We start from the raw sequence: 21,827 nt of genomic DNA on the forward strand, positions 1-21,827 counted from the left end.
CTTTCCTTATTCGTCCAGCTCGGCGACGCCGGTGATGCGGTGGAGGGCGAAGGTGCGCAGTTCGTCGGCGTGGTGGTCGAAGGCGGTGACGAAGCCGCCTTCGACCTTGACCGGGTCGATGATGCGCTGGCTGGCGATGCCCTCGGCGTTGAGGTAGCCGATCCACATCCGCTCGCCGAGCAGGACGGCCGTCTGCAGGGCGGCCAGGGTCTCGGCGGCGGCGGTGCGGGGGAGCTGGCGCGGGTCGGGGGTGGGCTCGCGGCGGGAGGCGGTGGCGGCGCGGTCGCCGGCCCGGATGGCCTTGATGGCGGCGGCGAGCAGGGTGTCGTCCGGGCTGGGCGGGCCGTCGGGGACGGGCGTGGGTGCCGTCCGGGGCGGGGTGCGGTGGCTGTCCGGGCGGGTGATCAGCACGTCGCCCTCGGCGGACTCGGCGGCCGGGGCGTAGCCCATCGTGCGCAGGGCGGCGAGCAGCACGTCCGGGGCGGCCTGGGAGGCGAGGACGGTGGGGGCGAGCAGCCGCAGCCGCAGGTCGGCGGCGCGGCGGTCGGCGAGCACCTCGCCGAGCAGCGACGGGTCGTCGCAGCGCAGGTAGGAGGAGGCGGCGCCGACCCGCAGGACGCCGTGGCGGCGGGCGACGTCGTCGATCAGGTAGCTGAGCGGCTGCGGGACGGGTGTACGGCTGTGCTGCGCCAGGAAGGTCTGCAGGTCGGCGGCGGTGCGTCCGGCGTCCAGGGCGCGGCGGACGGAGCCCGGGGTGAACCGGTAGACGGTGGCGCCGCCCTTGGACTCGATGTCGGCGCAGAGCGCGAGCGCCTGGGCGAGCGGGGTGAGCAGCGGGCCGGGGGCGATCGCGGTGAGGTCGGGCTGCAGGATCACGTGGTCCAGCGGCTGCGGCAGCAGCGGGGCCAGCACCTCGGCCGGGTCGGACTCGGCGGTGAGCAGCGCGCGGCCGGGGGCGGCGAGGGCGCCGCGGCCGGTGATGCCGAGGAGTTCGGCCTCGGCGAGGGTCCAGGTGGTGAGGTCGTCGCGCAGCTCGCGGCCGTCCGGGCCGGTCGGGCCGCCGCGCAGTGGGCGCTGCCAGCGCAGGGTGGGCAGCAGCTCCTCGGCGGTGGCCGGGGTGCCGGGCGGCAGTTCGGCGAGCAGGGCGAGGGTGGCGCGGCGGACGGACGGGGCGAGGGTGCGGTCCAGTTCGGGGCCGAGGGCGGCGCGCGGCTTGCCCTTGCCGTCCGGGGTGCCGGTGAGGGCGGACACCCGGGTGGCGGTGAGCCAGGCGGTGGCCAGCACGGACCAGCGCTCGGCGGTGTCCAGCTGCAGCCAGCTGTCGTACCCGGGGGTCGGCGCCCAGCACTCGTCGGCCTCGCCGTCGGGGGCCAGCAGGCCCGCCGTGTAGGCGAGTTCGAGCCAGAAGGCGGCCAGCCGCTCGGTGGTCTCCAGGGTCTGGGCGGTGCGCTTGAGGTCCCGTACGCCGAGGCCGCCGGCCCGCAGGGTGGGCGGTGGGGTGAGGCCCCAGGCGTCCAGCAGTTCCTCGACGGTCTTCACGGCGGTGTGCGCCTGGCCGGCCGCGACGCCGTCCACGGCCTGTGGATCGCGCGGGGCGGCGGCGGGCGCGGGCTCGGGCTGCACCGGTTCGACGGTGCGGTGGGTGCGGCCGCCGCGCAGGTGCAGCGCCAGCTCGCGCGGCAGCACGACGCTGCCCGGGCTGGTGGGCAGCAGCAGGCCGCGGGCGAGCAGCCACTCGACCGGGCTCTGCGCGTCCTCGGCGGTGACCGGGCGGGTGGCGTCCGGGACGGTGCCGGTGGGCGGGCCCCAGACCAGCCGCTCCAGCAGCCGCAGCGCGGGCTCGGGGGCGGTGTCGAGCAGCGCGGCGCAGCGGGTGCGGTCGGTGAGCAGGGAGGTCAGGGCGGCGACGGCGGTGACCGGGTCCGGGGTGGCCGGCTGCCCGGCCGAGGCGAGCAGCTGCTGCAGCCGGGCCGGGGACATGCCGATGGTGGCCTCGGCGAGGGTCGGGCCGAGGCCGGTGCGGCCGGGGTTGGCGGCGGTGGGGGCGAGCGCCTCGCGCACGGCGAGGACCAGTCGCAGGCCGTTGTCCGGGCCCCAGAGCAGCGCCCGGTCGCGCAGGGTGGCGATCGCGCGGGGGAGCGCGGTGGCGACGGCGGACCGGTCGGCCGGGGTGAGCGGGGTCGCGCCGGGGTGTGGCTTGACCTTGCTCGGGCCGGTCAGCAGGGTCCGCACGGTGGCCAGGCTGGTGCCGTCCGGGGCGGTGGCCAGAGCCTCGGCGACCTGCAGGGTGAAGCGGTCGAGCCGCTCCAGGGCGCGCAGCGCGGAGGCGCGCGAGGACAGCCGGGCGGACAGCTGGGTGAGGTCGCCGGGGACGGGGTTCAGCAGGTCGGGGCGGGAGCGGAGCAGGGCGGCGAGCGCGTCGTCGGGGCGTGCCCGCAGTTCCTCGGCGAGGGTGCGGGGGCCGGCGGGCGTCCTGCCCTGGCGTTGAGGGCCCTGCTGTGTGGTCATTCGACCTAGGTTAGTCGGGTGGGCGGACGACGGGGTCCCCTCGTGCGGCCGGGCGCCCTTGCGGGGGAGCCATGCGTACGGGTGATCGCGGCGGACTCGCGCGGGCGGGGCACGGTGGGTAGCGTCACGGCCGAGGGCGGTTCGGTGGGCGGCCGCGCTCTCAATGGGCGAGCCGGGCGAGGCGGGGTGTCGGTGATGACGGACGGCGAGTGGTGGCGCAAGAGCGGGCCTTGGAGTGAGCGGGCGGGGGCGGCGGACTCGTCCGGTTCATCCGGTTCATCCGGTTCATCCGGTTCATCCGGTTCATCTGGTTCGTCCGGTGACGGTGCCGCGGCCCCGGGTGTTCCCGGCGTTGCGTCCGAGGACAGTGTGTACGGCCCGTCGGCCGCTCCCGCCGCGACCGGCGGCATCCCGAACGTGTCGCTGGACCTGCCGGGTGTCGCCGGGCCCGAGACCGGTTCGGAGGTGATCCCGCCGCCGATGGTGCAGAGTTCGAGCCCGTGGACCATGACGATGCTCGACTTCTCGGACACGCCGCAGCCCGCGCCGAAGCCGGTCCCCGAGCAGCGGGCGGAGGAGGAGGCCGCGCGGGCGGCCGCGGCCGCGGCCGCCGAACAGGCCGGGACGAAGCCGAGGAAGCAGAGGAAGGCGAAGGCCGCCCCCGCCGTCGGCAAGGCCCCGGGCAAGGGCGCCCGCAAGCCGTCCCCGCTGATCCTGCTCTCCTGCGGACTGCTGGTCGGCGGCGCGGTGTCCGGCTTCTTCCCGGCCATGCTGGCGGGCTGGGGGCTCGGCTATCTGACCCGTCAGATCTCCGACGCGATGCGCAAGTTCGTGATCCTCGGCATCCCGCTGGTCACGATGAGCGCGTCCACCCTGTTCGCGATGAATCACGCCAAGCAGAGTGGCGGCACCGTCCAACCCGGCTCCCCGCTGGGCCAGTTCAGCTGGTCGATGGCCCCGGGCGTGCTGCGGACCTCGGCGGTGCTGACGGCGGTGGTCCTGCTGCTGCTCAGCCTGCGCCGCCGCCCGCCGCAGCAGGGCTGAGCACGGGACCGGCCCCGCACCGGGAGGGCGCGGGGCCGGTCGTACGGCTGTGGAGCGAGCGGCTGCGGAGCGCGGTCAGGCCCGGCGGCGACGCCACCAGACCATGGCCGAGGGCGGCCGGCGCGCGGACTGGATCCGCCGGTTCGACCGGTTCCAGGAGTGGCGCCGTGGTGTCCCGGGCGACATCTACCGATCCATTCCGTCTGGCCGGTCTTCGTCGGCTAGCAGAGCGCCGCGAAGCCCGTACAGAGCAGGCGGATGCTGCGCGCGAACTTCTCGTCCTGGCTCAGCCGTGGGATCAACTCGCCCATGACCAGGGGGAACCGCTCGCAGAGTTCGGCGTAGAGCTCGGCGGTGACGGTGGGCGCGGCGGCCGGCGGGTTCTGTTCCTGGAGCACGAAGCCGGTGACGTGGCTGAGCAGGGTGTCGGCGGCGATGCCGCAGTGGGCGGGGGGCAGTCCGGCGTCGAGGAGGGTGCGCAGCAGGCGTTCCATCAGGGCGAGGCCGCCGGTGCTGAGTGCGCCGGGGCTCTCGGCGAGGAGCTGGGCGCCGCCGGGGTGCTGCTTGATTTCGAGGCGCAGGGCGGTGGCCTGGGCCTCGACGCGGTCCTGCCAGGTGGCGGTGGGCGGGAGGGCGGCCAGGGCTTCGGTGCCCGCGTCGTGGGCCCGGCGGCAGACCCGGTCGGCCATCAGGGCGAGCAGTTCGTCCTTGTCGCGTACGTGGTAGTAGAGGCTGCCGGCGTGGGCGTCGAGTCGGTCGGCGACCTGGCGCATGGACAGGTTCTGGTAGCCGACCTCGGCGAATACGGCCATGCCCGCGTCGACGATGCGCTCCTTGGTGAGCTTCATGGGCCCACCGTACATCGCTTTCAAACAGCGTTCGAAAACTGTGATAGCTTTGCGCCAGAAGATTTCGAACGGTGTTGGAAAACGCCGGAGTCCGGGGGAGTGGCAGGCATGGGGGCGATCCTCTTCAACGTGACCACGGCCGCGCTGATGGTCATGATGGTCAACTGCGGGCTCGGCGTGGTCGGTCGCAACACCCTGCGCGGGCGGCCGGTCCCGTGGGCGGCGGTCGCCCTGACCGCGGTCGCCGTCGGTGGCGTCCTGCTCCAGCTGGTCTGGTCCGGCGCCATGGACGCGCTGGACGCGGACCCCGCCAAGTCCGGCTGGTGGCGCGAGTTCACCTCGGTCTTCATGCAGAACGGCGGCCTCTTCGGCGGCCTGTGGAACCTCGTCACCCTCGCCGCCGTCGCCGCGCTCGCCCAGTGGTACTGGGGCGGCCCGCTCACCCTCGGCTTCTTCCTGGCCGGCATCCTGCTGCCCGGCCGGATCGACAGCCTGCTCGGCTTCGGTGGCGGCCCCAGCACCGACCCCCGCAACTTCGCCGGCAGCTCCGGCGCCACCTACTTCCTCGGCGCCACCCTCGCCCTCGCCTTCCTCACCCGCACCCGCCTGCCCAAGGAGCTCGCCCTGGCGGCCGGCGTCCCGGCGCTGGGCCTGGCGATGTGGCTCGCCCAGGAGAACGGCCACGGGCTGGTGTCCGTCTACGGCTTCGTCCTCGGCGGAGCGGTCTGGGCGGTCCGCCGCCAGGTGGCGCGGCGTCAGGCGGCGTGACGGTGGCGTGGGCCCCGGGCCCGTCGTCGAACTCCCGTTCTCGGGGGCGGCGACGGGCCTGAGTCCGTTCTGCGACGCTGAGGGGCTCAACCGACCTGCCGCGCCGCCATGCCGGGGATCCCCTCGGTGACGGCCGCCCGGTCGTCGGTCGGCAGCGAGTGCCCCGCGTCGGGCACGATCTCGACCGCCACTCCGGTCCCTCCGGTCCCGACTTCCCGGCGGCGCTCGATGCGGGGCCGGTGCGCAGAGAGGTCAGCTCTGGAGGAAGTCGAGGAGATCCCGGTTGAACCGTTCCTTCTGCCCGGGCACGGCGGCGATGCCGTGCCCGGCGCCCTCGTAGACCTTGAGGACCGCGTCGGGGATGATCTGCGCGGCCTTGCGGCCGGTGGCGTCGATCGGCACGATCTGGTCGTCGTCGCCGTGCACGACGAGGGTGGGGACGTCGAACTTCTTCAGGTCCTCGGTGAAGTCCGTCTCCGCGAACGCCGTCACGCAGTCCACGCCCGCTTTGATGCTCTGCTGCATGGCCAGGAGCCAGTAGGTGTCCAGGTTGCCCTGCGTGACGCTGCTTCCCGAGCGGTTGGCGCCGAAGAACGCCGGAGCGAAGTCCTTCCAGAACTGCGAGCGCTCCTTGAGGATGCCGCCCCGGATGCTGTCGAACACCTCGCCCGGCACGCCCTCGGGGTTGCCGTCGGTCTTGAGCATCAGGGGAGGGATCGCCGACAGCAGGAGCGCCTTGCCGATCCGGCCGGTGCCGTGGCGGCCGATGTACCGGGCGAGTTCGCCGCCGCCCATGGAGTGGCCCACCAGCGTCACGTCCCGCAGGTCGAGCGCGGTGATCAGGTCGTTCAGGTCGTCGGCGAAGGTGTCGAAGTCGTAGCCGCCCCAGGGCTGACCGGATCGCCCGTGGCCCCGGCGGTCGTGGGCGATGCCTCGGAAACCGTTGTCGGCGACCAGCTTCATCTGGTCCTCCCAGGCGTCCGCGTTCAGCGGCCAGCCGTGGATGAAGACGACCGGGCGTCCGCTGCCCCAGTCCTTGTAGTAGATCTCGACACCGTCGCGCGTCGTCACAGCGGGCATGGCGTGCTTCCTTGTCGGGTGAGTCGGTCGTCGGCCGGTCATCCGGTCATCCGGTCATCCGGTCATCCGGTCATCCGGGGAGGAGCTGCGGTCGACGGGCACAGCCTGGCCCCGCCGACCGGGGCAAGCTCGGACGTTCCACCGAATGCGGCGTGTCGCCCCTTCCCGGTGGCCACCCTCGGACGCGGGGGGTTAACACCCGTACGGGACGGGTGCTTTCCCCGTTCTTCGCAGACGCCCGTGGAACCAGACTCGGGACATGCCCACACAGTCCGTGACGATGACCAAGGCTCCCGAGGCCGTCCCCGCCCCACAGCCGGAGGGCGGCGGCAGCGACTTCGCCCGGTTGAGCCGTCGGATAGCCGCCGAGGGCCTGCTCGACCGGCGCCCCGGCTACTACGCCGTCCGCGCCGGCCTGGTGCTCGCCGCGTTCCTCGGCGGCTGGTGGGCACTCTTCGCGCTGGGCGACACCTGGTGGCAGCTCGGCCTGGCGGCGGCGATGTCCGTCGTCTTCGCCCAGATCGGCCTGCTCTCACACGATCTGGCGCACCGCCAGGTGTTCAACCGGCGCCTGCCGAGCGAGATCGGCGGCCGGATCGCCGCCAACCTGCTGATGGGCATGAGCTACGGCTGGTGGATGAACAAGCACACCCGCCACCACGCCAACCCGAACCACGAGGAACGGGACCCGGACGTCTCGCCCGACCTCGTCGTGTGGTCCCAGCGGCAGGCCCGGCAGGCGAGCGGACTCGCCCGGTTCATCGGCCGCCGGCAGGCGTACCTGTTCTTCCCGCTGCTCCTGCTGGAGGGCCTCAACCTCAGCTTCAACAGCTTCCGCGCGCTGCGCAGCCCGGTGATGAAGCGGCCGCTGGTGGAGGGCGCCCTGCTGGTCGTCCACTTCGCGGCCTACTTCGGCCTCGTCTTCGCTGTTCTGCCGGTCGGCAAGGCGATCGCCTTCCTCGCCGTGCACCAGGCGCTGCTGGGCGTCTACCTGGGCTGCGTCTTCGCCCCGAACCACAAGGGCATGCTGATGGTGACTCCGGAGATGAGGCTCGACTTCCTGCGCCGCCAGGTGCTCACCTCGCGCAACGTCCGCGGCGGCCCGGTCCTCGACTCGGTGATGGGCGGCCTCAACTACCAGGTGGAGCACCACCTCTTCCCCAGCATGCCCACCCCGGCACTCGGGCGGGCCGCCCGGATCACCCGGGAGTTCTGCGCGGAGAAGGGCATCCCGTACTACGAGACGGGCCTGCTCCGCTCGTACCGCGAGATCCTCGGCCACCTGCACCGGACGGGCGAGCCGATCCGCTCCGGCGGCTGAGGGGGGGCGCGGAGTGGTCGCTGACCCGCTGGAGGTGCTCCGCGCCTGCCAGGCCTGTGGTGCTGCCTGGCAGCACGCATCCCGCTACGCGGAGTTCCGGGCTCAGGTACCTTCCCCCGTGTGAGCACCGACGTTCAACAGGCACGGGTTGCTCTCGGTGTCCGGATGCGTGAACTTCGTACCGAGAGTGGCCTGTCCGGGCGCGCCCTGGCCCCCCTGCACGCCGTCTCAAGCGATCCATTTGCCGGTCGGTTTTGTATCCATGCGCGCAGCCGATGATCTGGATATGACATATATGGACTGTGTGGAAACATGGAATATATGGCACTTGGTGCTGAAGACTGGCGAGAGGAGCGCATCATGATCGCCAAGCTGCTCGGCAAGCTGTCCTTCACCCGCGACTACGGTGCGTACGGCGAGCACGACTGGGCCTGACGCACTGTCGGTGGGCGCCCCCGGGCGCCCGCCGGCTCCTGGCCACGCTGCCGACGGTATCGGCCTGACAGGTGCGAGGGCCGGGGACGGTCTCATGGGACGGATGAATGAGCCGCCGCGGTTGCCCGGAGGTGGCTTCGCGGCCTGGAGCCGCGACCGGCTGGCACTGGCGCGCCGTGGCGCTGAGGAATGCGGGGACGTCTGGCAGCTGGAGCCAGGTGTCTACGTCACTGCTACGGCCGGCCCGTGTGAAGAAGTCCTGCACCGCGCGCAGGACTTCCCCAAGCCGCCCTCGCCCCTCTTCCCGCCGTTGAAGCGGTCGAGCGGAGCACCGCCGCCTGAGGAACGGGCGCACGCTCACGCCGCCCGCATGCGCGGACTGCGCCCGCAGGCGGTTGCGGCCAGGATCGGTGAGATCGCGGCCGGGACCGCTCGATTCGCCGACCAATGGCCCACGGGCCAGGACGTCGAGGTTCTGCCCCCGATCCGGCACGCCCTGGCGGAGATCGGCGTGCGCTACCTCTTCTCCGAAGACGCTCCCACCCTGCTGCCCTTCGCCTCACAGCTCTTCCTGGCCCGGGAGGTGGTCGTACGCCCCTCACGCTGGGTATGGCCGCGCTGGGTCCCCACACCGGCACGGCGGTTCCGCACCCGGCAGCAAGTCGCCTTCACCAACGCTTTGCGGTCCGTCGTCCGCCGGCGCCGTTCATCGGGCCACCTCGGTGACGACGTGCTGGGGCAGATGCTCCGGCCCTCCTCCCGCTACGGCCTGTTGCCGGAAGAGGCCGTCTTCGACAGTCTCCCCGGAATCACCGTCGCCACCTTCGAGACACCTTCCCGGGCGGCCGGATGGATCCTGCTCCACCTGGCCCGGTACCCCCGGGCAGCGGCCCGCGTCGCGGCCGAAGCCGCCGTGCTGCCGGTGGACCCGGCCGAGACGACCAGCGCGCACCTCGACAGCCTGCGATACACCCAGGCACTGGTACGCGAGGTGCTCCGACTGCACCCCCCGAGCTGGCTGCTGACCAGGCGCGCCACGCGACGGACTCAGCTCGCCGACTACACCATCGACGCCGGTTCCACCGTTCTCGTCTGCCCCTACACCGCCCAGCGCGACGCACGGGAACACTCCGAGCCGGACCGGTTCCAGCCCGAACGCTGGCTCGATGACGCGGGCTCGCCGGCGAAACCCGGGGTCTTCCTCTCCTTCGGTACCGGCCCGCACGGCTGCGAGGGCGCCGCTCTGGCCATGGCGATGCTGACGCTCCTGACCGCGCAGACCGCCCGCCGCTACCACGTGAGCGAGCCGCCCGGACCGGAACCCAGCTACCAGCTCACCACCTTCGGAGGTCTCACACCTGTCGGCTTGCGCCTGCGCGCCACCTCGCGCAGCTGAGGGCGGTCCTGCTGTCAGCTGGATGTGGCCACCGGTTCGCAGGCGCGGACGATGCCGGGGCCGGACGGGGCTGGACGGCGATCGAGCGCGGGCCCGGCTGGGACTCGCCGATCCGAGGCGGACGGCGCGCACGGAGCAGGAAGTCGGCGGGGTCGACTTCCTGCTCCGGCCCGGCTAGGCGATGTCGGCGACGGCCACCGTGGTGGTGTGGTCGTCGGCCTCGGCCAAGAGGACGCCGCCCGAGGCCCACAGGGCGGCGCCGCCGCAGCCGGTCCACGGGCCCGACGGGCCGACGTGGTTGGCGAGGACGACGTGCATGTCCGTGTCCTTGGCGATGCCCGGGTAGACGGTCGCCCGCTCGTGGATGCCGTTGCCCGTGCCGTAGAGGGAGCTGGCGAGGTGGACGTGGCAGCCGTCGGCGGCGCCACGGGCGGTGAGGTCCGGGAAGTGGTTGTCGAAGCAGGTGGCGAGCGCGAAGCGGAGGCCGTTGAGTTCGAAGCGGCCGTCCTGGTCGCCTGCGATGAAGATGCCCTGCTCGTTCTCGTAGAGGTGCTGCTTGAGATAGGTGGTGATCAGCTCGCCGTCGCTGCCGTAGACGTACGTTCCGATGGCGGGCCGGGGCCCGTCGGTGGGGACGGCGCAGTTGACGACGGTGGCGATCCCGGTGGAGCGGAGGGCGTCGAGGCGGGGGTCGTCCGGGGCCGCCCAGAGGTGGGGATCGGCGGCCAGGGCTTCGAGTTCGTAGCCGGTCAGCGCGAACTCGGGGAAGACGATCAGCTCGGCGTCCTGCGAGCGGGCCTGGTCGGCGAGGGCGACGAGCTGCCGGACGTTGGCGGGGACGTCGGCGGGGGCGCAGGTCAGTTGGGCAGCAGCGATCTTCATGGCGCTCAGGATGGCATCGGTTGGGAGTCGAGGGTGAAGCGCCTGACGTCTGTCAGATGGAGGTGGAGAGTGCGACGTGGCGCCACTGGTCGAGTTCGCGCCGTACCAGATCCAGTTTCGCCTCGACGCGCTCGACGGCGTCCGCGCCCAACTGCAGGCGCAGTGGCGGCTCGGCGGTCTCGGTGACGTCGACGATGGCCTTGGCGGCTTTCACCGGGTCGCCCGGCTGGCGGCCGTCGTAGTAGGCCAGCGCCTCGCGCACCGGTTCCGTGGCGGTGGTGTAGTCGGCGATGGCGGCCGGCTCGGTTTGAAGGCTGGAGTTGCTCAGGAAGTCCGTACGGAAGCCGCCCGGCTCGATGATCGTGACGCGGACTCCGAGGGGGGCCAGTTCGCCGTGCAGAGCTTCGGAGATGCCTTCGAGGGCGAATTTCGAGGCGCCGTACAGGCCCGTCGCCGGTGCGGTGGCGAAACCGCCTACGGAGCCGATGTTCAGGACATGCCCGGATCGCTGGGCTCGCAGTGTCGGCAGAGTCGCCCGCAACGTGTTGAGCACGCCGAACACGTTGACGTCGAACAGGGCCCGAGCAGCCTCGTCCGAGATCTCCTCGATCGCGCCGACGAGACCGTAACCGGCGTTGTTGGCCACGACGTCGATCCGGCCGAACCTGGCCAGCCCGGCCTCCACAGCGGCCGTCAGCTGCTTCGGTTCGGTCACGTCCGCGTTCACCGCCAGTAGTTCATCCGGCTTGTGCGGGTACGCCCTGAGCACTGCCGACGCGTCCCTCGCGGTAGCGATCACGCGGTGCCCTCGATCCAGTGCCGCACGGGTGATCTCCGCGCCGAGCCCCCGCGACGCCCCGGTGACAAACCAAACGCTCATGTTCTCTCCTGTTCCGATGGGCGGATGGCTCGACGCTAGGTCCTAGAGTCGGGTCTAGATCAACAGCCGTGTGAGGGAGGGGCGCTCATGGACCTGAGCATCGGGGAGGTGGCGCAGCGCAGTGGGCTGAGCGTGCACGCGTTGCGGTTCTACGAGCGGGAGGGCCTGTTCGCCAACCCGGTACGCCGGCTGTCCAACGGCCGCCGGATCTATCACGAGGAAGATCTGGAGTGGCTGGCGATCTGCACGAAGCTGCGTTCCTCCGGCATGTCCTTGGCGGTGATCCGGCAGTACATCGAGCTGGCCCGCCAGGGAACGGGCAATGAACAGGAGCGGCTTGAGCTGCTGCGCGAACACCAGAACCACGTGGAGGCGCAGATCCGGGAGCTGCAGGGAACGCTGGACGTGATGCGGCAAAAGGTGCGGATCTACGAGGACCATCTCGCCCGAGGCCAAGCCGACCGACTGTGGAACCCATCCCACCCGGATACCGGGCATGGCTCGGAACATGCGGATCGGCCCTGTGAGGTCGCACCCTCCTGAGCGGTTGTTCTGCGGAGTGGGAAGTCGGCGATGCCGACTTCCCACTCCGGTGGAGGGGTTGGTTAGGCGTGGTGGTCGAATTCGCCGGCTTTGATGCCGTGGAGGATGGCAGCGAGGGCGGTGAGGGTGGTGCGGATGATGAGGTGGGCCTGGTCGGACTCACGGAGTTCGACAACACCATCGAGGGCGCGGACCTCAACGCATTCGTTGTTGGCGGCGCTGTAGCTCGACTTCTGCCACTTGGTGTTACGCATACTTTCCTCGCATTTCATCCCCAATGGATCGAATGAACTCCCATGACTTGGCCTCGGAGAGGGCGGAGGAGTCCAGGAGCTCAAACACGCCCCGGTGGAGGGGTTGGTTAGGCGTGGTGGTCGAATTCGCCAGCCTTGATGCCGTGGAGGAAGGCGGCCAGGGCGGTGGGGGTGGTGCGGATGATGAGGTGGCCCTCGTCGGACTCGCGGAGTTCGACCATCCCGTCCACGGTACGGAGCTCCACGCACGCGTTGCTTGCGCCGGAGTAGCTGGACTTCTGCCAGGCGGAGCTATCCATGCTTGCTCTCGATCTCTTTCTTGATACGTCGGATGAAGTCGCGTGACTCCTCCTCCGAGAGTGCAACGGATGCCATCCGCGCGAGCATCTCGCGGTAGACCGCGAGCTGGGCAGGAGAGTCGGAGATCAGGAGGTTGTGAGTAGTGTCGATCTGGAGCGTATCCAGCTCTGTCACGAGGCCTGCTGCGTAGGTGAAGTTCTCGCTCGGGCCCGGCAGGGACTCAACATCGAACGGCACCGCGCGAATAGCAATGTTCGGGCTTTCCGAGTGCTTGATTAGCTCGTCGAGCTGTTCGGCGAGGATCTTCGGACCGCTGAACTGCATGCGGAGTGCCGCCTCGTGGATGAACGCCTGAATCGGCGTAGCGCTCGGGCGGACGACGTGTTGTCGCTTCATGCGGAAGTCGAGCCGGACATCAAGTTCGTGGTGGGGCAATGGCGGGATTGCCCGCGCGAAGACTGAGCTCGCGTACGCCTTGGTCTGAAACAGTCCATGGACGAACGTAATCGTGTAGATGGTGAGACTCTTCGCGGTTCCTTCGAGCTCTGCGAGATCGAGCAGGTCGGCGGAGACAGTGCCGCGATAGTCCTGCCACCAGCCTTGTCGGCGTTCGGCAGTCATCTCTGCGAGGGAGTCGATCAGGGGCTGGTTGGTGCACATGCACGCGGCGGCGATGGTCCGAAGTCGCTCGACGCTGATCCCGCTCTTCCCGCTCTCCATCTGGGTGACCTGGGCGGCGTGGATGCCGAGTTGGCCAGCCAGCTGGCTGCCGCCGAGGCCAGCCTGCTCCCGCATCCTCCGCAGCTCAGCTCCCACCCGCCGTTGGCGCAGAGTGGGATTCGGTCGAAGGGCCATGGCGTCCTCTCTGCGGGTGATGAGACCAGTGTGCCCCACGTTAGAGGGAAGTTTTCCGCGAAGGTCTTAAGCGAAAGACCGCGTGCGCTATGGTCGTTCTCACATCGATCCGATGGATCGTCAGTAACGCCTGCTAGCGGGCGCCGCAGAGCAGCCATGCCCATTTGCCTGGCCTGGCTCACGGCGACGTGTGTCCGCCGGATCTCCACACCACACCACGCCCGGGAGAACTCCCATGCGTCACCTCAACACGCCCTCCTTCGCCCTCACCCGCCAGTCCCTCCGCGACGCGATGATCCGCTCCGGCTGGCACCCCTCCGCCACCTTCGACGCCAAACTCGCCCTCGGTGAGCTGCTCGTGAACGCCTGGCGGCACGGGCGCACGCCCGCGCCGATCGTCCAGATCCTCTTCCTCCACAAGGTCCTCCGGGTCTCCGTCTCCGACGAGAGCCCCGTCCTCCCCGGCCTCCAGGCTCCCGCCCTCCTCGCCGAGTCCGGCCGGGGGCTCCAGCTCGTCGCCGGCCTCACCGACCGCTGGGGCGTCGACCCGCAGGAGCGCGGCAAGAGCATCTGGTTCGAGCTGGACGCCGCCTGATGACCATCCGCCGCCACCCCATGAAGCCGACCGACCCCCGGATCCGGTACTACACCGACGAGCACATCCGCACGCTCCTCGCCGAACTCCAGGAGCGTGGTAAGAAGTTCGGCCTCATCTGGCCCTCGGCCGACACCGACAAGACCATCGACGGCCGCGTCCTCGTCCGCTTCAACACGGCCCCGGCCTCGACCTTGTTGAACCTCCTCACCCTGCTCCTCGACGCCGAGCGGGACACCGTGTGCGATTCCTGATCGGGGCGGCCTTCGCCGTCCTCCTCGCCCTCGCGATCGCCACGGTCGCCCTGGGCGTCATCACCGCCCTCAGGGTGACCCCGCCCGACGAGGACGCCTGAGCGCGAACAGCCGAAGAGGGCCGTCACCGCCCCCGGCGATCACGGCCCTCCTGTTCCGTACGAATCAGTTCTTCTCGAAACCCGCCAGCAGCCCGCGCGGGTCGAAGGTCACACGGATCCGCGCGATCTTCCCGTTCTCCACGTGCATCCAGTTCGCCGTCGGCGCCGGCGGCGCAACCGTGGTGCACAGCTCGAACCAGGTGATCACCTCATCGCCATCCGCTACCCGCACCTTCACGTCGATCTTCTCCAGCACCCGCCCGAGGCCCTTCAGCCCGCCCAGCGCCTCCTCGATCCCCGACGCCGTGCCGAGCGCCCCGACGAAGTCCACGTCGTCGGCCAGCAGGCCCCGAATGGTGTCGAAGTCGCCCGCCTCCCAGGCGGTGAAGTAGGTCTCGGCCAGCTCGCGCGCAGTCTTCGTCGTCGTCATGCCTCCATCCTCCCGACCCTCTATCCATCCGTCCAACAGATAGATCAGATGCCAGCTATCATCAGTGGTTATGGAGATGCACCAGCTGCGCTACTTCGCCGCCGTCGTCGACGAAGGCTCCTTCACGGCGGCCGCCAACCACCTGCACGTCAGCCAGTCCGGTGTCAGCACCCAAGTGGCCAAACTGGAACGCGAGTTGGGTCAGCAACTCCTCTACCGATCCGGCCGTCGAGTCCAGCTCACCCCCGCCGGCGAGGCCGTCCTCCCGCTCGCCAAGAACGTCCTCGCCACCCTCGACGCCATCCAGCACACCGCCGCCGAGTTCGCCGACGCCGTGCGCGGCCGGGTCCGCCTCGGCATGATCACGGGCTGCTCCATCCCGCCCTTCCTGGACACCGTCGCCGACCTCGGTCGTACTCACCCCGGCATCGAGCTGAGTCTGCACGAGGGCCACTCCGACCTGCTCCAGTCGCAGGTCCTGTCCGGCGCCCTCGACCTGGCCCTGATCGGCTACGCGGGCGAGGTCTCCCCGGGCCTGGAGGCCACCGTCGTCATCGACGAGCCGCTCGCCGCCGTCGTCCCGGCCGGACACCCCCTCGACCGAGCCGAGTTGAAGCTGCGAGACCTGCGCGGCGAGAAGATCCTCTGCCTCTCCGCCGGTACCGGCATCCGCGCCGCCTACGAGCGCTCCTGCGCCCACCTCGGTCTCGACGCCCGCGTGGACATCGACGCCAGCTCCCCGGTGGCCCTGCTCCGCCTCGCCGAGCGCGGCGCAGGGGTCGCCGTCCTCAGCGCCTCCTCCGCGCAGGGCGCCGGCCTGCGGGCCGTCCCGCTCGCCGACGCCGCCACGCACGCCCGCCTCGGGCTCATCGCCCGCCGCGACCAGCAGTCCCCGGCCGTCCGCCTCCTGCGTGCCAAACTGCGAAAGGCGCTGGCGAGTTCCTAGCGCTTCGCTCGCTGGCGCGCGATCAGCCGCGCGCGTTCGGACCAGCGCGGGCGGCGAGGCGGGCGGTCGCGTGGCAGGGTGGCGCATGTGAGTGCGAATCCAGCCATTCCGGCCTCCCCCCGTACGGAGGGCGCACTGCGGGATGCCGTCCAGCCGGTTCCGGGCGACGGCCACGGTGAGCCGCTGCGCGTGCTGGTGCTGTCCGGGTCCTTTCGGACGGGATCGTTCAACAAGCAGCTGGCCGTGCTGACGGCCAAGCTGCTGTCCGAGAACGGCGCCGCCGTCGATCTCGCCCACTTGCGGGACTTCGACATGCCGTCGTACGACGGGGACGTCGAGACCGTCCAGGGCCAGCCACAGAGCTCCGTCGCCCTGCGCGATCGCCTTCGGGCGGCGCAGGCGTTCGTGCTCGCCTCGCCGGAGTACAACGCATCGGTCCCTGGCGTGGTGAAGAACGCGATCGACTGGCTGTCACGCTTCCGCCCGCAGCCGTTCAAGGACAAGCACGCCCTGCTGGTCTCGGCTTCTCCCTCCATGATCGGAGGAAACCGGGGACTGTGGGCGCTCCGCGTTCCGCTGGAACATCTCGGGGCCCGTGTCTATCCGGACATGTTCAGCCTGGCCAGGGCCCACCAGGCGTTCGGCGACAGCGGCGACCTGCACGACACCGAACTGCAGGATCGGCTCGCCGCCACCGTGAAGGCATTCCTCGGTCTCGTCGAGGCGGACGCGAACTACCCGGCGCTGCAAAGATGCTGGTACGAGTTCCTCGGCGACCGGACCAGTGCCCAGGTCACCCGGCGCGCCGAGACGTAGCCTGCCCGTCCTTCCCGGCAGGAGGTCCTTCCCCCGTCAGACCTTCCAGCGCGGATCGCGCCCGGAGGCGGCCAGTGCGCGGTCCCACGCCGAGGCGTCGTCCGGCACCGCCACGACCTCGGCGAAGCCCGCGTACTGCCGGTACAGCTCGGCGTTCTCCTCGACGATCTCCAGGGCCACCAGAGCGAGTTCCTCGTCGACCGAGATCTCCCCGCCGACCGCCCGTGCGACGTCCCACCCGTGCAGCAGCAGCTCCAGGATCAGCATCCGGGCGATCCCCACCGCCGGAACCGGCGATCCGCCGAGGTCGACGTCCCCCTCCCAGACGGCCGGCTCGCCCCAGGCTGCGACGGCCCGCTCCAGCTGCGCCGCGTAGGCGGATCGCCAGTCGGCGTCGACGGTGAAGTCCCGGGCGATCAGCTCCTCGGGCAGCTCGGCCCGCCGGGCCCGGTGCTCCAGGCCGTGCGAGGTGTAGAGCACCCAGTGGTTGATCAGCGCGCGCGTGTCGAACTCCCCGCACGGCGTCGGCGCGTCCAGCCGCTGCCCGGCCGGGACGGCGGCGGCGACACCGGCCGCAGCGGAGGCGGCGCGGGCCAGGAACGGGTGCATCGGGTGAGCGTTCATGCCCCGATCCTGCGTCGGGCCGCACCGCGAGGTCTTGAAGAAACGCGACGACTAGCCTGGCCGCCATGGACTCTCCCGAACCCGATCTCGGCCGAGGCGTGCTCCACCCCGCCAAAGCCGCCGAGCTGATCAGTGTGGAGCGGCTCGCGCCCGCGCCCGCCGTGGCGCGCTTCGTGGAGTTCTACTGGCTGGTGCGCTGGGACCTGACCGGCCTGCCCCCGTACGAGCAGAAGGTGCTCGCCCACCCCAACGTCCACCTGGTCTTCGAGGCCCCGCAGGCCCGCGTGTACGGGGTGGACCGCTCGCTCTTCGTCCGCCGCCTGGAGGGTGCCGGGCACGTGCTGGGCGTGAAGTTCCGCCCGGGTGCCTTCCGGCCCTTCGCGGGGCACCCGGTGAGCGCCCTCGCCGACCGGTCCGTCCCGGCCGCCGAGTACTTCGGTCCGGAGGCGGACCGGTGCAACGCCCGGATCCTCGACGAACCGAGCGCCGAGCGGGCCGATGCCTTCCTGCTGCCCCGCCTCCCCGCGCCCGACCCGGTCGCCGAGGAGGTCGCCGCCGTGGTGGACCGGATCACCGGCTCCCCGGACCTGTTCCGGGTGGACGACCTGGCCCGCGAGCTGGGCGTGACCGTCCGCAGCCTCCAGCGGCTGTTCGCCGAGTACGTCGGCGCCTCCCCGAAGTGGGTGCTGCGCCGCGCCCGGCTGCACGAGGCCGCCGAACGGGCGGCGACAGAAAGAGAGGTGGACCTGGCGGCGCTGGCCGTGGAACTCGGCTACGCCGACCAGGCCCACCTCACCCGGGACTTCACCGCAGCGGTCGGCATCTCCCCGGCCCGCTACGCGAGTTCGCGCTGAATCAGGCGATGGCCGCGGCCGCCTCGGCGGCGGCCCGGCCCCGCGCGCTGGAACGCTTGGCGTAGACCATGGTGAAGTACACCAGCCCGCCGAGCACCACGAACGGGAGGATGTTGTTGATCGCCACGACCGTGCCGTGCGAGAGGGAGTAGACGAACACGATCCGCAGCGCGGCCTCCAGGATGAAGGCGACGCCCCACACGATGGTCAGGTTGCGCTGGACCCGCCGGAAGTTCTCGTACTGCCACATGGAGTTCCACCAGGCGACCATCTCGGGCGTGCCGTCCGTGGCGAACTTGCGCCCGAAGAAGAACATGATCGGCTTCGGCGCGGCCAGCGACACCAGGTAGAGCACGCCGAGCAGGCCGGAGACGAAGGAGTCCTTGGCCAGCAGCATCTTCGGGTCGGTCGGGCCGATCAGCGCGACCACCAGGCTCAGGGCGACGAAGACCAGCGAGACGATGGCGAACTCGTCGATCCGGCGGTGCCAGGCCAGGTAGATCGCGGTGTCGACCACCGGGCCGAGGCCGGAGAGGAGGATGGCGGTGGACTCGCTGTAGCCGTGGTCGTGCAGCTGGTTGTAGATCATGACCGGCGCGACCACGTTGAACGCGATGCTGATCAGCCAGCCGAGTGCGGCGGCCTTCCCCTTGCGGTCGGGAGCGGACGGGGCTATCGCAGTTGACATGGTGTTTCCCCCGGGTCGGATGTGACGATGGCGGCCCATTGTGGCGGAAGCGCCGGTCGGCCGCACAACTCCGACTGAGTCGACTTGTCGTCAGTGGACGGACTAAGCCCCGGGGAAGCCGAGGAAACGCTGCAGCTCGTCCAGCATGAAGTTGGCGCCCGTGCACCCGATCCCCTGGAACCACAGCTGGTCGTCCACCGGGAACGCCCGGTGCGCCTTCACCGCCCCCAGCGCCTGCCAACCCGGGCTCGCCAGCGTCGCGTTGGTGCCCGCCCGCTCCGGATCGCCGTAGGTCGCGTACAGCAGCAGGTCGCCGTCGGCCTTGCCGATCTGGTCCGGCGGGATCTCGAAGTCCGACTGGTCGACGTTCTGCGGATCCGGCCGCCCGACCCCGGCTTCGGCGAGCACGCTCCCGGGGAAGCTCTGCCGCCCGAACAGCCGGATCCCGCCGCCCTGAGTGAACCGCACCAGGCTCACCTTGCGCCCCGACAGCTTCGCCGCCGCCAGCGCCTGCGCCACCTGTCCGGCGTGCTTCTGGTACGCGGTGACGAAGGCCGCGGCCGCCGCCACCCGGCTCAACGCCTGGGCGTGCAGCTGGAAGTTCGCCTTCCACGGTGCCCCGGTGGTCTGGGTGAGCACGGTCGGGGCGAGCTCGCTCAGCTGCCCGTACCGGTCGCCGTCGCGGGCCTGGTTGGAGAGGATCAGGTCCGGCCGCAGGGCCCGTACGGCTGCGAGGTCCGGCGAGCCGGCCGGGCCGACCATCCGGATGCCCGCCGTACGGGAGGCCGGCCAGTAGTCCGGGAAGCGGGTGTCGGCGGCCGGGAGCGCGGCTCCGATCGGGGTGATGCCGAGCGTCAGCGCGGAGTCGAGCACATCGGTGTCCAGCACGACCACCCGCAGCGGCTCGCCGGGCACCAGCACCGGCCCGGTCGCGGCGTTCACCGTGACCGGCGGCGCCGGGGCGGGGGAGGGGGTCGCGCCCGCCCCGAGGTTGTCGGTGGTCGACGGGGCCGACTGCCCGGACGTGCACGCCGCGAGCGTGGCCCCGCCGAGGCCGGCGAAAAACGTACGGCGGGCGATCCGGGGCATCGGCGGTCCTCCGGCGTAGGCGGCGCGGCAACGGGCGGGAGCGCGTCGATTATGTCCGAAATGGTGGCTAAAGCGCCGTTAAGCGGCCACGAACGATGTCAGGAGTCCACGGACGCCGTCAGGCGTCCACCGCTTCCTCCACCGCCACCCACGGAGCGCCCGGAACGACCAGACGTCACACTTCGGGTACTTGCCGCCGCCCCATTGCGTGTCGCTACCGGTGGTCTCGTTGAGCGAGCCGACCCATCCGACCGTGCCGGGGCCGAAGCCCCGACGAGGGGCAGAGGTCTGCAACCACCAGCTCAGTTCCTCGGCAGCGGGTCGATCGTCCGAATCGACAGGGGATCATGACGCTGGCGACGTGGCTCACGCCAGAATTCAACACAAGCGCTGGTCGTCGTGCCACCGAGTTCTCGCACGGTGGACCGCGGGAAGGATTCGACACACGATCGCGGACTGGTCCGCACGACAGATCACGCGGACTCGCTAGATGCCACAGGTCATGGCACCCCCATTCGAAACCGAATCGCGGAGCCTACACCCCGGTGTCCGTTGGATAGCCTGGCGGCATGCCCGTGATCCCCACCGCCCCGCTCACCGTCGGCTTCGACCTCGACATGACGCTGCTGGACACCCGGCCGGGTATTCGCGCCACCTATCAGGCGCTCTCCGCCGAGACCGGTACGTACATCGACGCCGACCTGGTGGTCACCCGGCTCGGCCCGCCGCTGCTGAACGAGATCCGCAACTGGTTCCCGGAAGACGAGGCGGAGCGGGCCGCCGCCCGCTACCGCGAGCTGTACCGCGACCACGCCTTCGCCCCGACCGTGCCCCTCCCGGGCGCGCACGCCGCCGTCGAGGCGGTCCGTGCCCACGGCGGCCGGGTGACGGTGATCACCGGCAAGTACGAGCCGAACGCCCACCTCCACCTGGAGCACGCCGGGATGGCGGCGGACATCGTGATCGGCGACCTCTGGGCGGAGACCAAGGGCGAGGCGCTGCGCGAGCACGGCGCGAGCATCTACGTCGGCGACCACCTCGGCGACATCCGGGGCGCCCGGCAGGCGGAGGCGGTCGCGGTCGGCGTGGCCACCGGCCCGTACGGCGCGGACGAGCTGCGCGAGGCCGGGGCGGACGTGGTGCTCGCGGACCTCACCGGCTTCCCGGAGTGGCTCGACCGACACCTCGGGGCGGACTAGGCGGGCTGCTGGGGCTCCGTCCGGCGGCGCTGCGCCCGGGCGTTCAGGAACAGCCCGGTCAGCGCGGACAGGAAGCCGGCCGGCATCAGCATGCTCAGCCAGTACATGGCCGTCGGCAGCGGCGTCAGGTGCAGGAACAGCGGGACGAAGGTGACCAGGGTGGCGAGCGCGCCGACGGCGAAGACGACCGTCCCGGCCTTGACGTACACGTCGCCGGGGTCGGCGCTCTGGCTGCTCACGACTGTTCACTCCTCCGGGGCCGCGCTGGGTGCCCCCAGTCTGGCAGAGCGGCCGCCGGGACGGCCCACCGGAGCGGGTCGGTCACGTTGCGCAGTTTCCCGGCAGCTGAACGTTTTGATCCCTGCTGGGCGGGGGTATGCAGGGGGTGCCGAGGGGCGCTGCAGGTGCGTCCCGTGTCCTCAGACCCGGGGGGTGTGAGCCGATGGACTGCCCCGAGAAGCGCCCCGGCCGTGCCAGGACCGGGTCCTTCGTGGCCGCGAGATCCCCGCGCTCCCGTCGCTCCGGGCGGGCCTCGGAACGCGCCTCCTTCGCGGAACGCGGATGAGGCAGTGACGGACCGTTAGTCTGCTCCCGACAACGCGCTGACCGTGAGCGCCCACGGGCGTCGAGCCGAGGTCGGCCGTCTTTTTCCCACACCACCCAGTGATCCCGGCCAGGGCCGGGATCCCTCACACCCATTCGAGGACTGTTCGAGATGCCCACCGGCCAGGTCAAGTGGTTCAACGAGACGAAGGGCTTCGGCTTCCTGTCGCGCGACGACGGTGGCGACGTCTTCGTCCACACCAAGGCGCTGCCCGCCGGTGTCACCGTGCTGAAGCCGGGCCAGCGGGTCGAGTTCGGCGTGGTCGCCGGCCATCGCGGGGACCAGGCGATGGCCGTGCAGCTGCTGGAGGCGCTGCCGTCGGTGGCCGCCGCCCAGCGCAGGAGCGCCGACGACATGGCGCCGATCGTCCAGGACCTGATCACCACCCTGGACGCGGTGCTGCCCGGCCTCCAGCGCGGTCGCTACCCGGCCAAGCCCACCGGCCAGAAGCTGGCCGGCCTGCTGCGCGCGGTGGCCGACCAGTTCGACGTCTGACCGGGCCGGTCAGCGGCC

Annotated in this window: 25 protein-coding genes; 12 read left to right on the top strand and 13 right to left on the bottom strand. The window is 71.1% G+C overall.

Annotation, left to right across the window (positions count from 1 at the left end; genetic code table 11):
- Nucleotides 1-6: 6 nt before the first annotated feature.
- Entirely contained in the window at nucleotides 7-2,508 is a 2,502-nt protein-coding gene (locus ACZ3UD_RS08145; protein ID WP_465583729.1) for a helicase-associated domain-containing protein, read from the bottom strand.
- Between the two features lie 369 nt (nucleotides 2,509-2,877).
- Here ACZ3UD_RS08145 and ACZ3UD_RS08150 point away from each other — a divergent pair, with 369 nt between their 5' ends.
- Nucleotides 2,878-3,552 (top strand): hypothetical protein, encoded by a 675-nt coding sequence (locus ACZ3UD_RS08150; protein ID WP_465583732.1) that lies wholly within the window; start codon nucleotides 2,878-2,880, stop codon nucleotides 3,550-3,552.
- Between the two features lie 221 nt (nucleotides 3,553-3,773).
- Here the strand turns inward: ACZ3UD_RS08150 and ACZ3UD_RS08155 are convergent, their stop codons facing one another.
- Nucleotides 3,774-4,400: a TetR/AcrR family transcriptional regulator gene (locus ACZ3UD_RS08155; RefSeq protein ID WP_465583734.1), complete on the bottom strand. Its 627-nt coding sequence runs from the start codon at nucleotides 4,398-4,400 to the stop codon at nucleotides 3,774-3,776.
- A gap of 108 nt (nucleotides 4,401-4,508) precedes the next feature.
- On the opposite strand from ACZ3UD_RS08155, the gene ACZ3UD_RS08160 reads away from it, so the two are divergent.
- A complete protein-coding gene (locus ACZ3UD_RS08160) occupies nucleotides 4,509-5,168 on the top strand; it encodes a hypothetical protein (RefSeq protein ID WP_465583737.1) in 660 nt (219 codons plus the stop codon).
- A 252-nt stretch (nucleotides 5,169-5,420) separates the two neighbouring features.
- On the opposite strand, the gene ACZ3UD_RS08165 is transcribed toward ACZ3UD_RS08160, so the two are convergent.
- A complete protein-coding gene (locus ACZ3UD_RS08165; RefSeq protein WP_465583740.1) occupies nucleotides 5,421-6,248 on the bottom strand; it encodes an alpha/beta fold hydrolase in 828 nt (275 codons plus the stop codon).
- A gap of 259 nt (nucleotides 6,249-6,507) precedes the next feature.
- Here ACZ3UD_RS08165 and ACZ3UD_RS08170 point away from each other — a divergent pair, with 259 nt between their 5' ends.
- Nucleotides 6,508-7,569, top strand: coding sequence for a fatty acid desaturase family protein (locus tag ACZ3UD_RS08170; RefSeq protein WP_465583742.1), 1,062 nt, complete (start codon nucleotides 6,508-6,510; stop codon nucleotides 7,567-7,569).
- Nucleotides 7,570-8,374: 805 nt separating this feature from the next.
- Complete coding sequence (locus tag ACZ3UD_RS08175; RefSeq protein ID WP_465583745.1) at nucleotides 8,375-9,400, top strand: cytochrome P450; 1,026 nt, start codon at nucleotides 8,375-8,377, stop codon at nucleotides 9,398-9,400.
- A gap of 174 nt (nucleotides 9,401-9,574) precedes the next feature.
- Here ACZ3UD_RS08175 and ACZ3UD_RS08180 read toward each other — a convergent pair whose 3' ends face one another.
- On the bottom strand, nucleotides 9,575-10,282 hold the full coding sequence (locus ACZ3UD_RS08180) for a carbon-nitrogen hydrolase family protein (RefSeq protein WP_465583748.1): 708 nt from the start codon (nucleotides 10,280-10,282) through the stop codon (nucleotides 9,575-9,577).
- A gap of 52 nt (nucleotides 10,283-10,334) precedes the next feature.
- Nucleotides 10,335-11,162, bottom strand: a complete 828-nt coding sequence (locus tag ACZ3UD_RS08185) for an oxidoreductase (RefSeq protein WP_465583751.1) — start codon at nucleotides 11,160-11,162, stop codon at nucleotides 10,335-10,337.
- A gap of 87 nt (nucleotides 11,163-11,249) precedes the next feature.
- Between ACZ3UD_RS08185 and ACZ3UD_RS08190 the strand changes: the two genes are divergently transcribed.
- On the top strand, nucleotides 11,250-11,705 hold the full coding sequence (locus tag ACZ3UD_RS08190) for a MerR family transcriptional regulator (RefSeq protein ID WP_465583754.1): 456 nt from the start codon (nucleotides 11,250-11,252) through the stop codon (nucleotides 11,703-11,705).
- Nucleotides 11,706-11,767: 62 nt separating this feature from the next.
- On the opposite strand, the gene ACZ3UD_RS08195 is transcribed toward ACZ3UD_RS08190, so the two are convergent.
- The 3 genes from ACZ3UD_RS08195 to ACZ3UD_RS08205 form a co-directional block, all read right to left on the bottom strand.
- Entirely contained in the window at nucleotides 11,768-11,959 is a 192-nt protein-coding gene (locus ACZ3UD_RS08195; RefSeq protein ID WP_465583756.1) for a DUF397 domain-containing protein, read from the bottom strand.
- 107 nt (nucleotides 11,960-12,066) lie between these two features.
- The gene (locus tag ACZ3UD_RS08200; protein ID WP_465583758.1) at nucleotides 12,067-12,258 is read right to left on the bottom strand and encodes a DUF397 domain-containing protein; all 192 of its coding nucleotides are present in this window, start codon (nucleotides 12,256-12,258) and stop codon (nucleotides 12,067-12,069) included.
- A complete protein-coding gene (locus ACZ3UD_RS08205) occupies nucleotides 12,251-13,114 on the bottom strand; it encodes a helix-turn-helix domain-containing protein (RefSeq protein ID WP_465583761.1) in 864 nt (287 codons plus the stop codon). The genes ACZ3UD_RS08200 and ACZ3UD_RS08205 overlap by 8 nt, the downstream gene beginning before the upstream one ends.
- Before the next feature lie 235 nt (nucleotides 13,115-13,349).
- Here ACZ3UD_RS08205 and ACZ3UD_RS08210 point away from each other — a divergent pair, with 235 nt between their 5' ends.
- Nucleotides 13,350-13,709, top strand: a complete 360-nt coding sequence (locus ACZ3UD_RS08210; RefSeq protein WP_465583764.1) for an ATP-binding protein — start codon at nucleotides 13,350-13,352, stop codon at nucleotides 13,707-13,709.
- The gene (locus ACZ3UD_RS08215) at nucleotides 13,709-13,963 is read left to right on the top strand and encodes a hypothetical protein (RefSeq protein ID WP_465583766.1); all 255 of its coding nucleotides are present in this window, start codon (nucleotides 13,709-13,711) and stop codon (nucleotides 13,961-13,963) included. Before ACZ3UD_RS08210 ends, ACZ3UD_RS08215 begins: the two co-directional genes overlap by 1 nt.
- Nucleotides 13,964-14,128: 165 nt before the next feature.
- Here the strand turns inward: ACZ3UD_RS08215 and ACZ3UD_RS08220 are convergent, their stop codons facing one another.
- Complete coding sequence (locus tag ACZ3UD_RS08220) at nucleotides 14,129-14,494, bottom strand: nuclear transport factor 2 family protein (protein WP_465583769.1); 366 nt, start codon at nucleotides 14,492-14,494, stop codon at nucleotides 14,129-14,131.
- 70 nt (nucleotides 14,495-14,564) lie between these two features.
- Between ACZ3UD_RS08220 and ACZ3UD_RS08225 the strand changes: the two genes are divergently transcribed.
- Together ACZ3UD_RS08225 and ACZ3UD_RS08230 are read left to right on the top strand one after the other, a co-directional pair.
- Nucleotides 14,565-15,440: a LysR family transcriptional regulator gene (locus ACZ3UD_RS08225; RefSeq protein ID WP_465583772.1), complete on the top strand. Its 876-nt coding sequence runs from the start codon at nucleotides 14,565-14,567 to the stop codon at nucleotides 15,438-15,440.
- Between the two features lie 87 nt (nucleotides 15,441-15,527).
- Nucleotides 15,528-16,256, top strand: coding sequence for an NADPH-dependent FMN reductase (locus tag ACZ3UD_RS08230; protein WP_465583775.1), 729 nt, complete (start codon nucleotides 15,528-15,530; stop codon nucleotides 16,254-16,256).
- 36 nt (nucleotides 16,257-16,292) lie between these two features.
- On the opposite strand, the gene ACZ3UD_RS08235 is transcribed toward ACZ3UD_RS08230, so the two are convergent.
- A complete protein-coding gene (locus ACZ3UD_RS08235) occupies nucleotides 16,293-16,880 on the bottom strand; it encodes a TIGR03086 family metal-binding protein (protein ID WP_465583778.1) in 588 nt (195 codons plus the stop codon).
- A 65-nt stretch (nucleotides 16,881-16,945) separates the two neighbouring features.
- Between ACZ3UD_RS08235 and ACZ3UD_RS08240 the strand changes: the two genes are divergently transcribed.
- Nucleotides 16,946-17,734 carry an AraC family transcriptional regulator gene (locus ACZ3UD_RS08240; RefSeq protein ID WP_465583781.1) on the top strand — a complete coding sequence of 263 codons (789 nt, stop codon included), beginning with the start codon at nucleotides 16,946-16,948 and terminating at the stop codon, nucleotides 17,732-17,734.
- 1 nt (nucleotide 17,735) lies between these two features.
- Here ACZ3UD_RS08240 and ACZ3UD_RS08245 read toward each other — a convergent pair whose 3' ends face one another.
- Entirely contained in the window at nucleotides 17,736-18,422 is a 687-nt protein-coding gene (locus tag ACZ3UD_RS08245) for a VC0807 family protein (protein ID WP_465583784.1), read from the bottom strand.
- A 102-nt stretch (nucleotides 18,423-18,524) separates the two neighbouring features.
- Complete coding sequence (locus tag ACZ3UD_RS08250; protein WP_465583787.1) at nucleotides 18,525-19,511, bottom strand: ABC transporter substrate-binding protein; 987 nt, start codon at nucleotides 19,509-19,511, stop codon at nucleotides 18,525-18,527.
- A gap of 569 nt (nucleotides 19,512-20,080) precedes the next feature.
- Between ACZ3UD_RS08250 and ACZ3UD_RS08255 the strand changes: the two genes are divergently transcribed.
- Nucleotides 20,081-20,710 carry an HAD family hydrolase gene (locus tag ACZ3UD_RS08255; RefSeq protein ID WP_465583790.1) on the top strand — a complete coding sequence of 210 codons (630 nt, stop codon included), beginning with the start codon at nucleotides 20,081-20,083 and terminating at the stop codon, nucleotides 20,708-20,710.
- Here ACZ3UD_RS08255 and ACZ3UD_RS08260 read toward each other — a convergent pair.
- Nucleotides 20,707-20,949, bottom strand: a complete 243-nt coding sequence (locus ACZ3UD_RS08260; protein ID WP_465583793.1) for a hypothetical protein — start codon at nucleotides 20,947-20,949, stop codon at nucleotides 20,707-20,709. The two genes, ACZ3UD_RS08255 and ACZ3UD_RS08260, sit on opposite strands and share 4 nt — an antisense overlap.
- 476 nt (nucleotides 20,950-21,425) lie before the next feature.
- Here ACZ3UD_RS08260 and ACZ3UD_RS08265 point away from each other — a divergent pair, with 476 nt between their 5' ends.
- Nucleotides 21,426-21,809, top strand: a complete 384-nt coding sequence (locus tag ACZ3UD_RS08265) for a cold-shock protein (protein ID WP_270144901.1) — start codon at nucleotides 21,426-21,428, stop codon at nucleotides 21,807-21,809.
- The last annotated feature ends 18 nt before the right edge of the window (nucleotides 21,810-21,827 follow it).

Source organism: Kitasatospora sp. NPDC023118 (assembly GCF_055560875.1).

Bases quoted from the DNA above. Each gene is read 5' to 3' on its own strand.
- ACZ3UD_RS08225 (WP_465583772.1), top strand. From the start codon at position 14,565: ATGGAGATGCACCAGCTGCGCTACTTCGCCGCCGTCGTCGACGAAGGC.
- ACZ3UD_RS08235 (WP_465583778.1), bottom strand. From the start codon at position 16,880: ATGAACGCTCACCCGATGCACCCGTTCCTGGCCCGCGCCGCCTCCGCT.
- ACZ3UD_RS08215 (WP_465583766.1), top strand. From the start codon at position 13,709: ATGACCATCCGCCGCCACCCCATGAAGCCGACCGACCCCCGGATCCGG.
- ACZ3UD_RS08185 (WP_465583751.1), bottom strand. From the start codon at position 11,162: ATGAGCGTTTGGTTTGTCACCGGGGCGTCGCGGGGGCTCGGCGCGGAG.
- ACZ3UD_RS08245 (WP_465583784.1), bottom strand. From the start codon at position 18,422: ATGTCAACTGCGATAGCCCCGTCCGCTCCCGACCGCAAGGGGAAGGCC.
- ACZ3UD_RS08255 (WP_465583790.1), top strand. From the start codon at position 20,081: ATGCCCGTGATCCCCACCGCCCCGCTCACCGTCGGCTTCGACCTCGAC.
- ACZ3UD_RS08180 (WP_465583748.1), bottom strand. From the start codon at position 10,282: ATGAAGATCGCTGCTGCCCAACTGACCTGCGCCCCCGCCGACGTCCCC.
- ACZ3UD_RS08210 (WP_465583764.1), top strand. From the start codon at position 13,350: ATGCGTCACCTCAACACGCCCTCCTTCGCCCTCACCCGCCAGTCCCTC.
- ACZ3UD_RS08195 (WP_465583756.1), bottom strand. From the start codon at position 11,959: ATGCGTAACACCAAGTGGCAGAAGTCGAGCTACAGCGCCGCCAACAAC.
- ACZ3UD_RS08240 (WP_465583781.1), top strand. From the start codon at position 16,946: ATGGACTCTCCCGAACCCGATCTCGGCCGAGGCGTGCTCCACCCCGCC.
- ACZ3UD_RS08155 (WP_465583734.1), bottom strand. From the start codon at position 4,400: ATGAAGCTCACCAAGGAGCGCATCGTCGACGCGGGCATGGCCGTATTC.
- ACZ3UD_RS08145 (WP_465583729.1), bottom strand. From the start codon at position 2,508: ATGACCACACAGCAGGGCCCTCAACGCCAGGGCAGGACGCCCGCCGGC.
- ACZ3UD_RS08165 (WP_465583740.1), bottom strand. From the start codon at position 6,248: ATGCCCGCTGTGACGACGCGCGACGGTGTCGAGATCTACTACAAGGAC.
- ACZ3UD_RS08205 (WP_465583761.1), bottom strand. From the start codon at position 13,114: ATGGCCCTTCGACCGAATCCCACTCTGCGCCAACGGCGGGTGGGAGCT.
- ACZ3UD_RS08175 (WP_465583745.1), top strand. From the start codon at position 8,375: ATGCGCGGACTGCGCCCGCAGGCGGTTGCGGCCAGGATCGGTGAGATC.
- ACZ3UD_RS08160 (WP_465583737.1), top strand. From the start codon at position 4,509: ATGGGGGCGATCCTCTTCAACGTGACCACGGCCGCGCTGATGGTCATG.
- ACZ3UD_RS08265 (WP_270144901.1), top strand. From the start codon at position 21,426: ATGCCCACCGGCCAGGTCAAGTGGTTCAACGAGACGAAGGGCTTCGGC.
- ACZ3UD_RS08200 (WP_465583758.1), bottom strand. From the start codon at position 12,258: ATGGATAGCTCCGCCTGGCAGAAGTCCAGCTACTCCGGCGCAAGCAAC.
- ACZ3UD_RS08220 (WP_465583769.1), bottom strand. From the start codon at position 14,494: ATGACGACGACGAAGACTGCGCGCGAGCTGGCCGAGACCTACTTCACC.
- ACZ3UD_RS08190 (WP_465583754.1), top strand. From the start codon at position 11,250: ATGGACCTGAGCATCGGGGAGGTGGCGCAGCGCAGTGGGCTGAGCGTG.
- ACZ3UD_RS08170 (WP_465583742.1), top strand. From the start codon at position 6,508: ATGCCCACACAGTCCGTGACGATGACCAAGGCTCCCGAGGCCGTCCCC.
- ACZ3UD_RS08250 (WP_465583787.1), bottom strand. From the start codon at position 19,511: ATGCCCCGGATCGCCCGCCGTACGTTTTTCGCCGGCCTCGGCGGGGCC.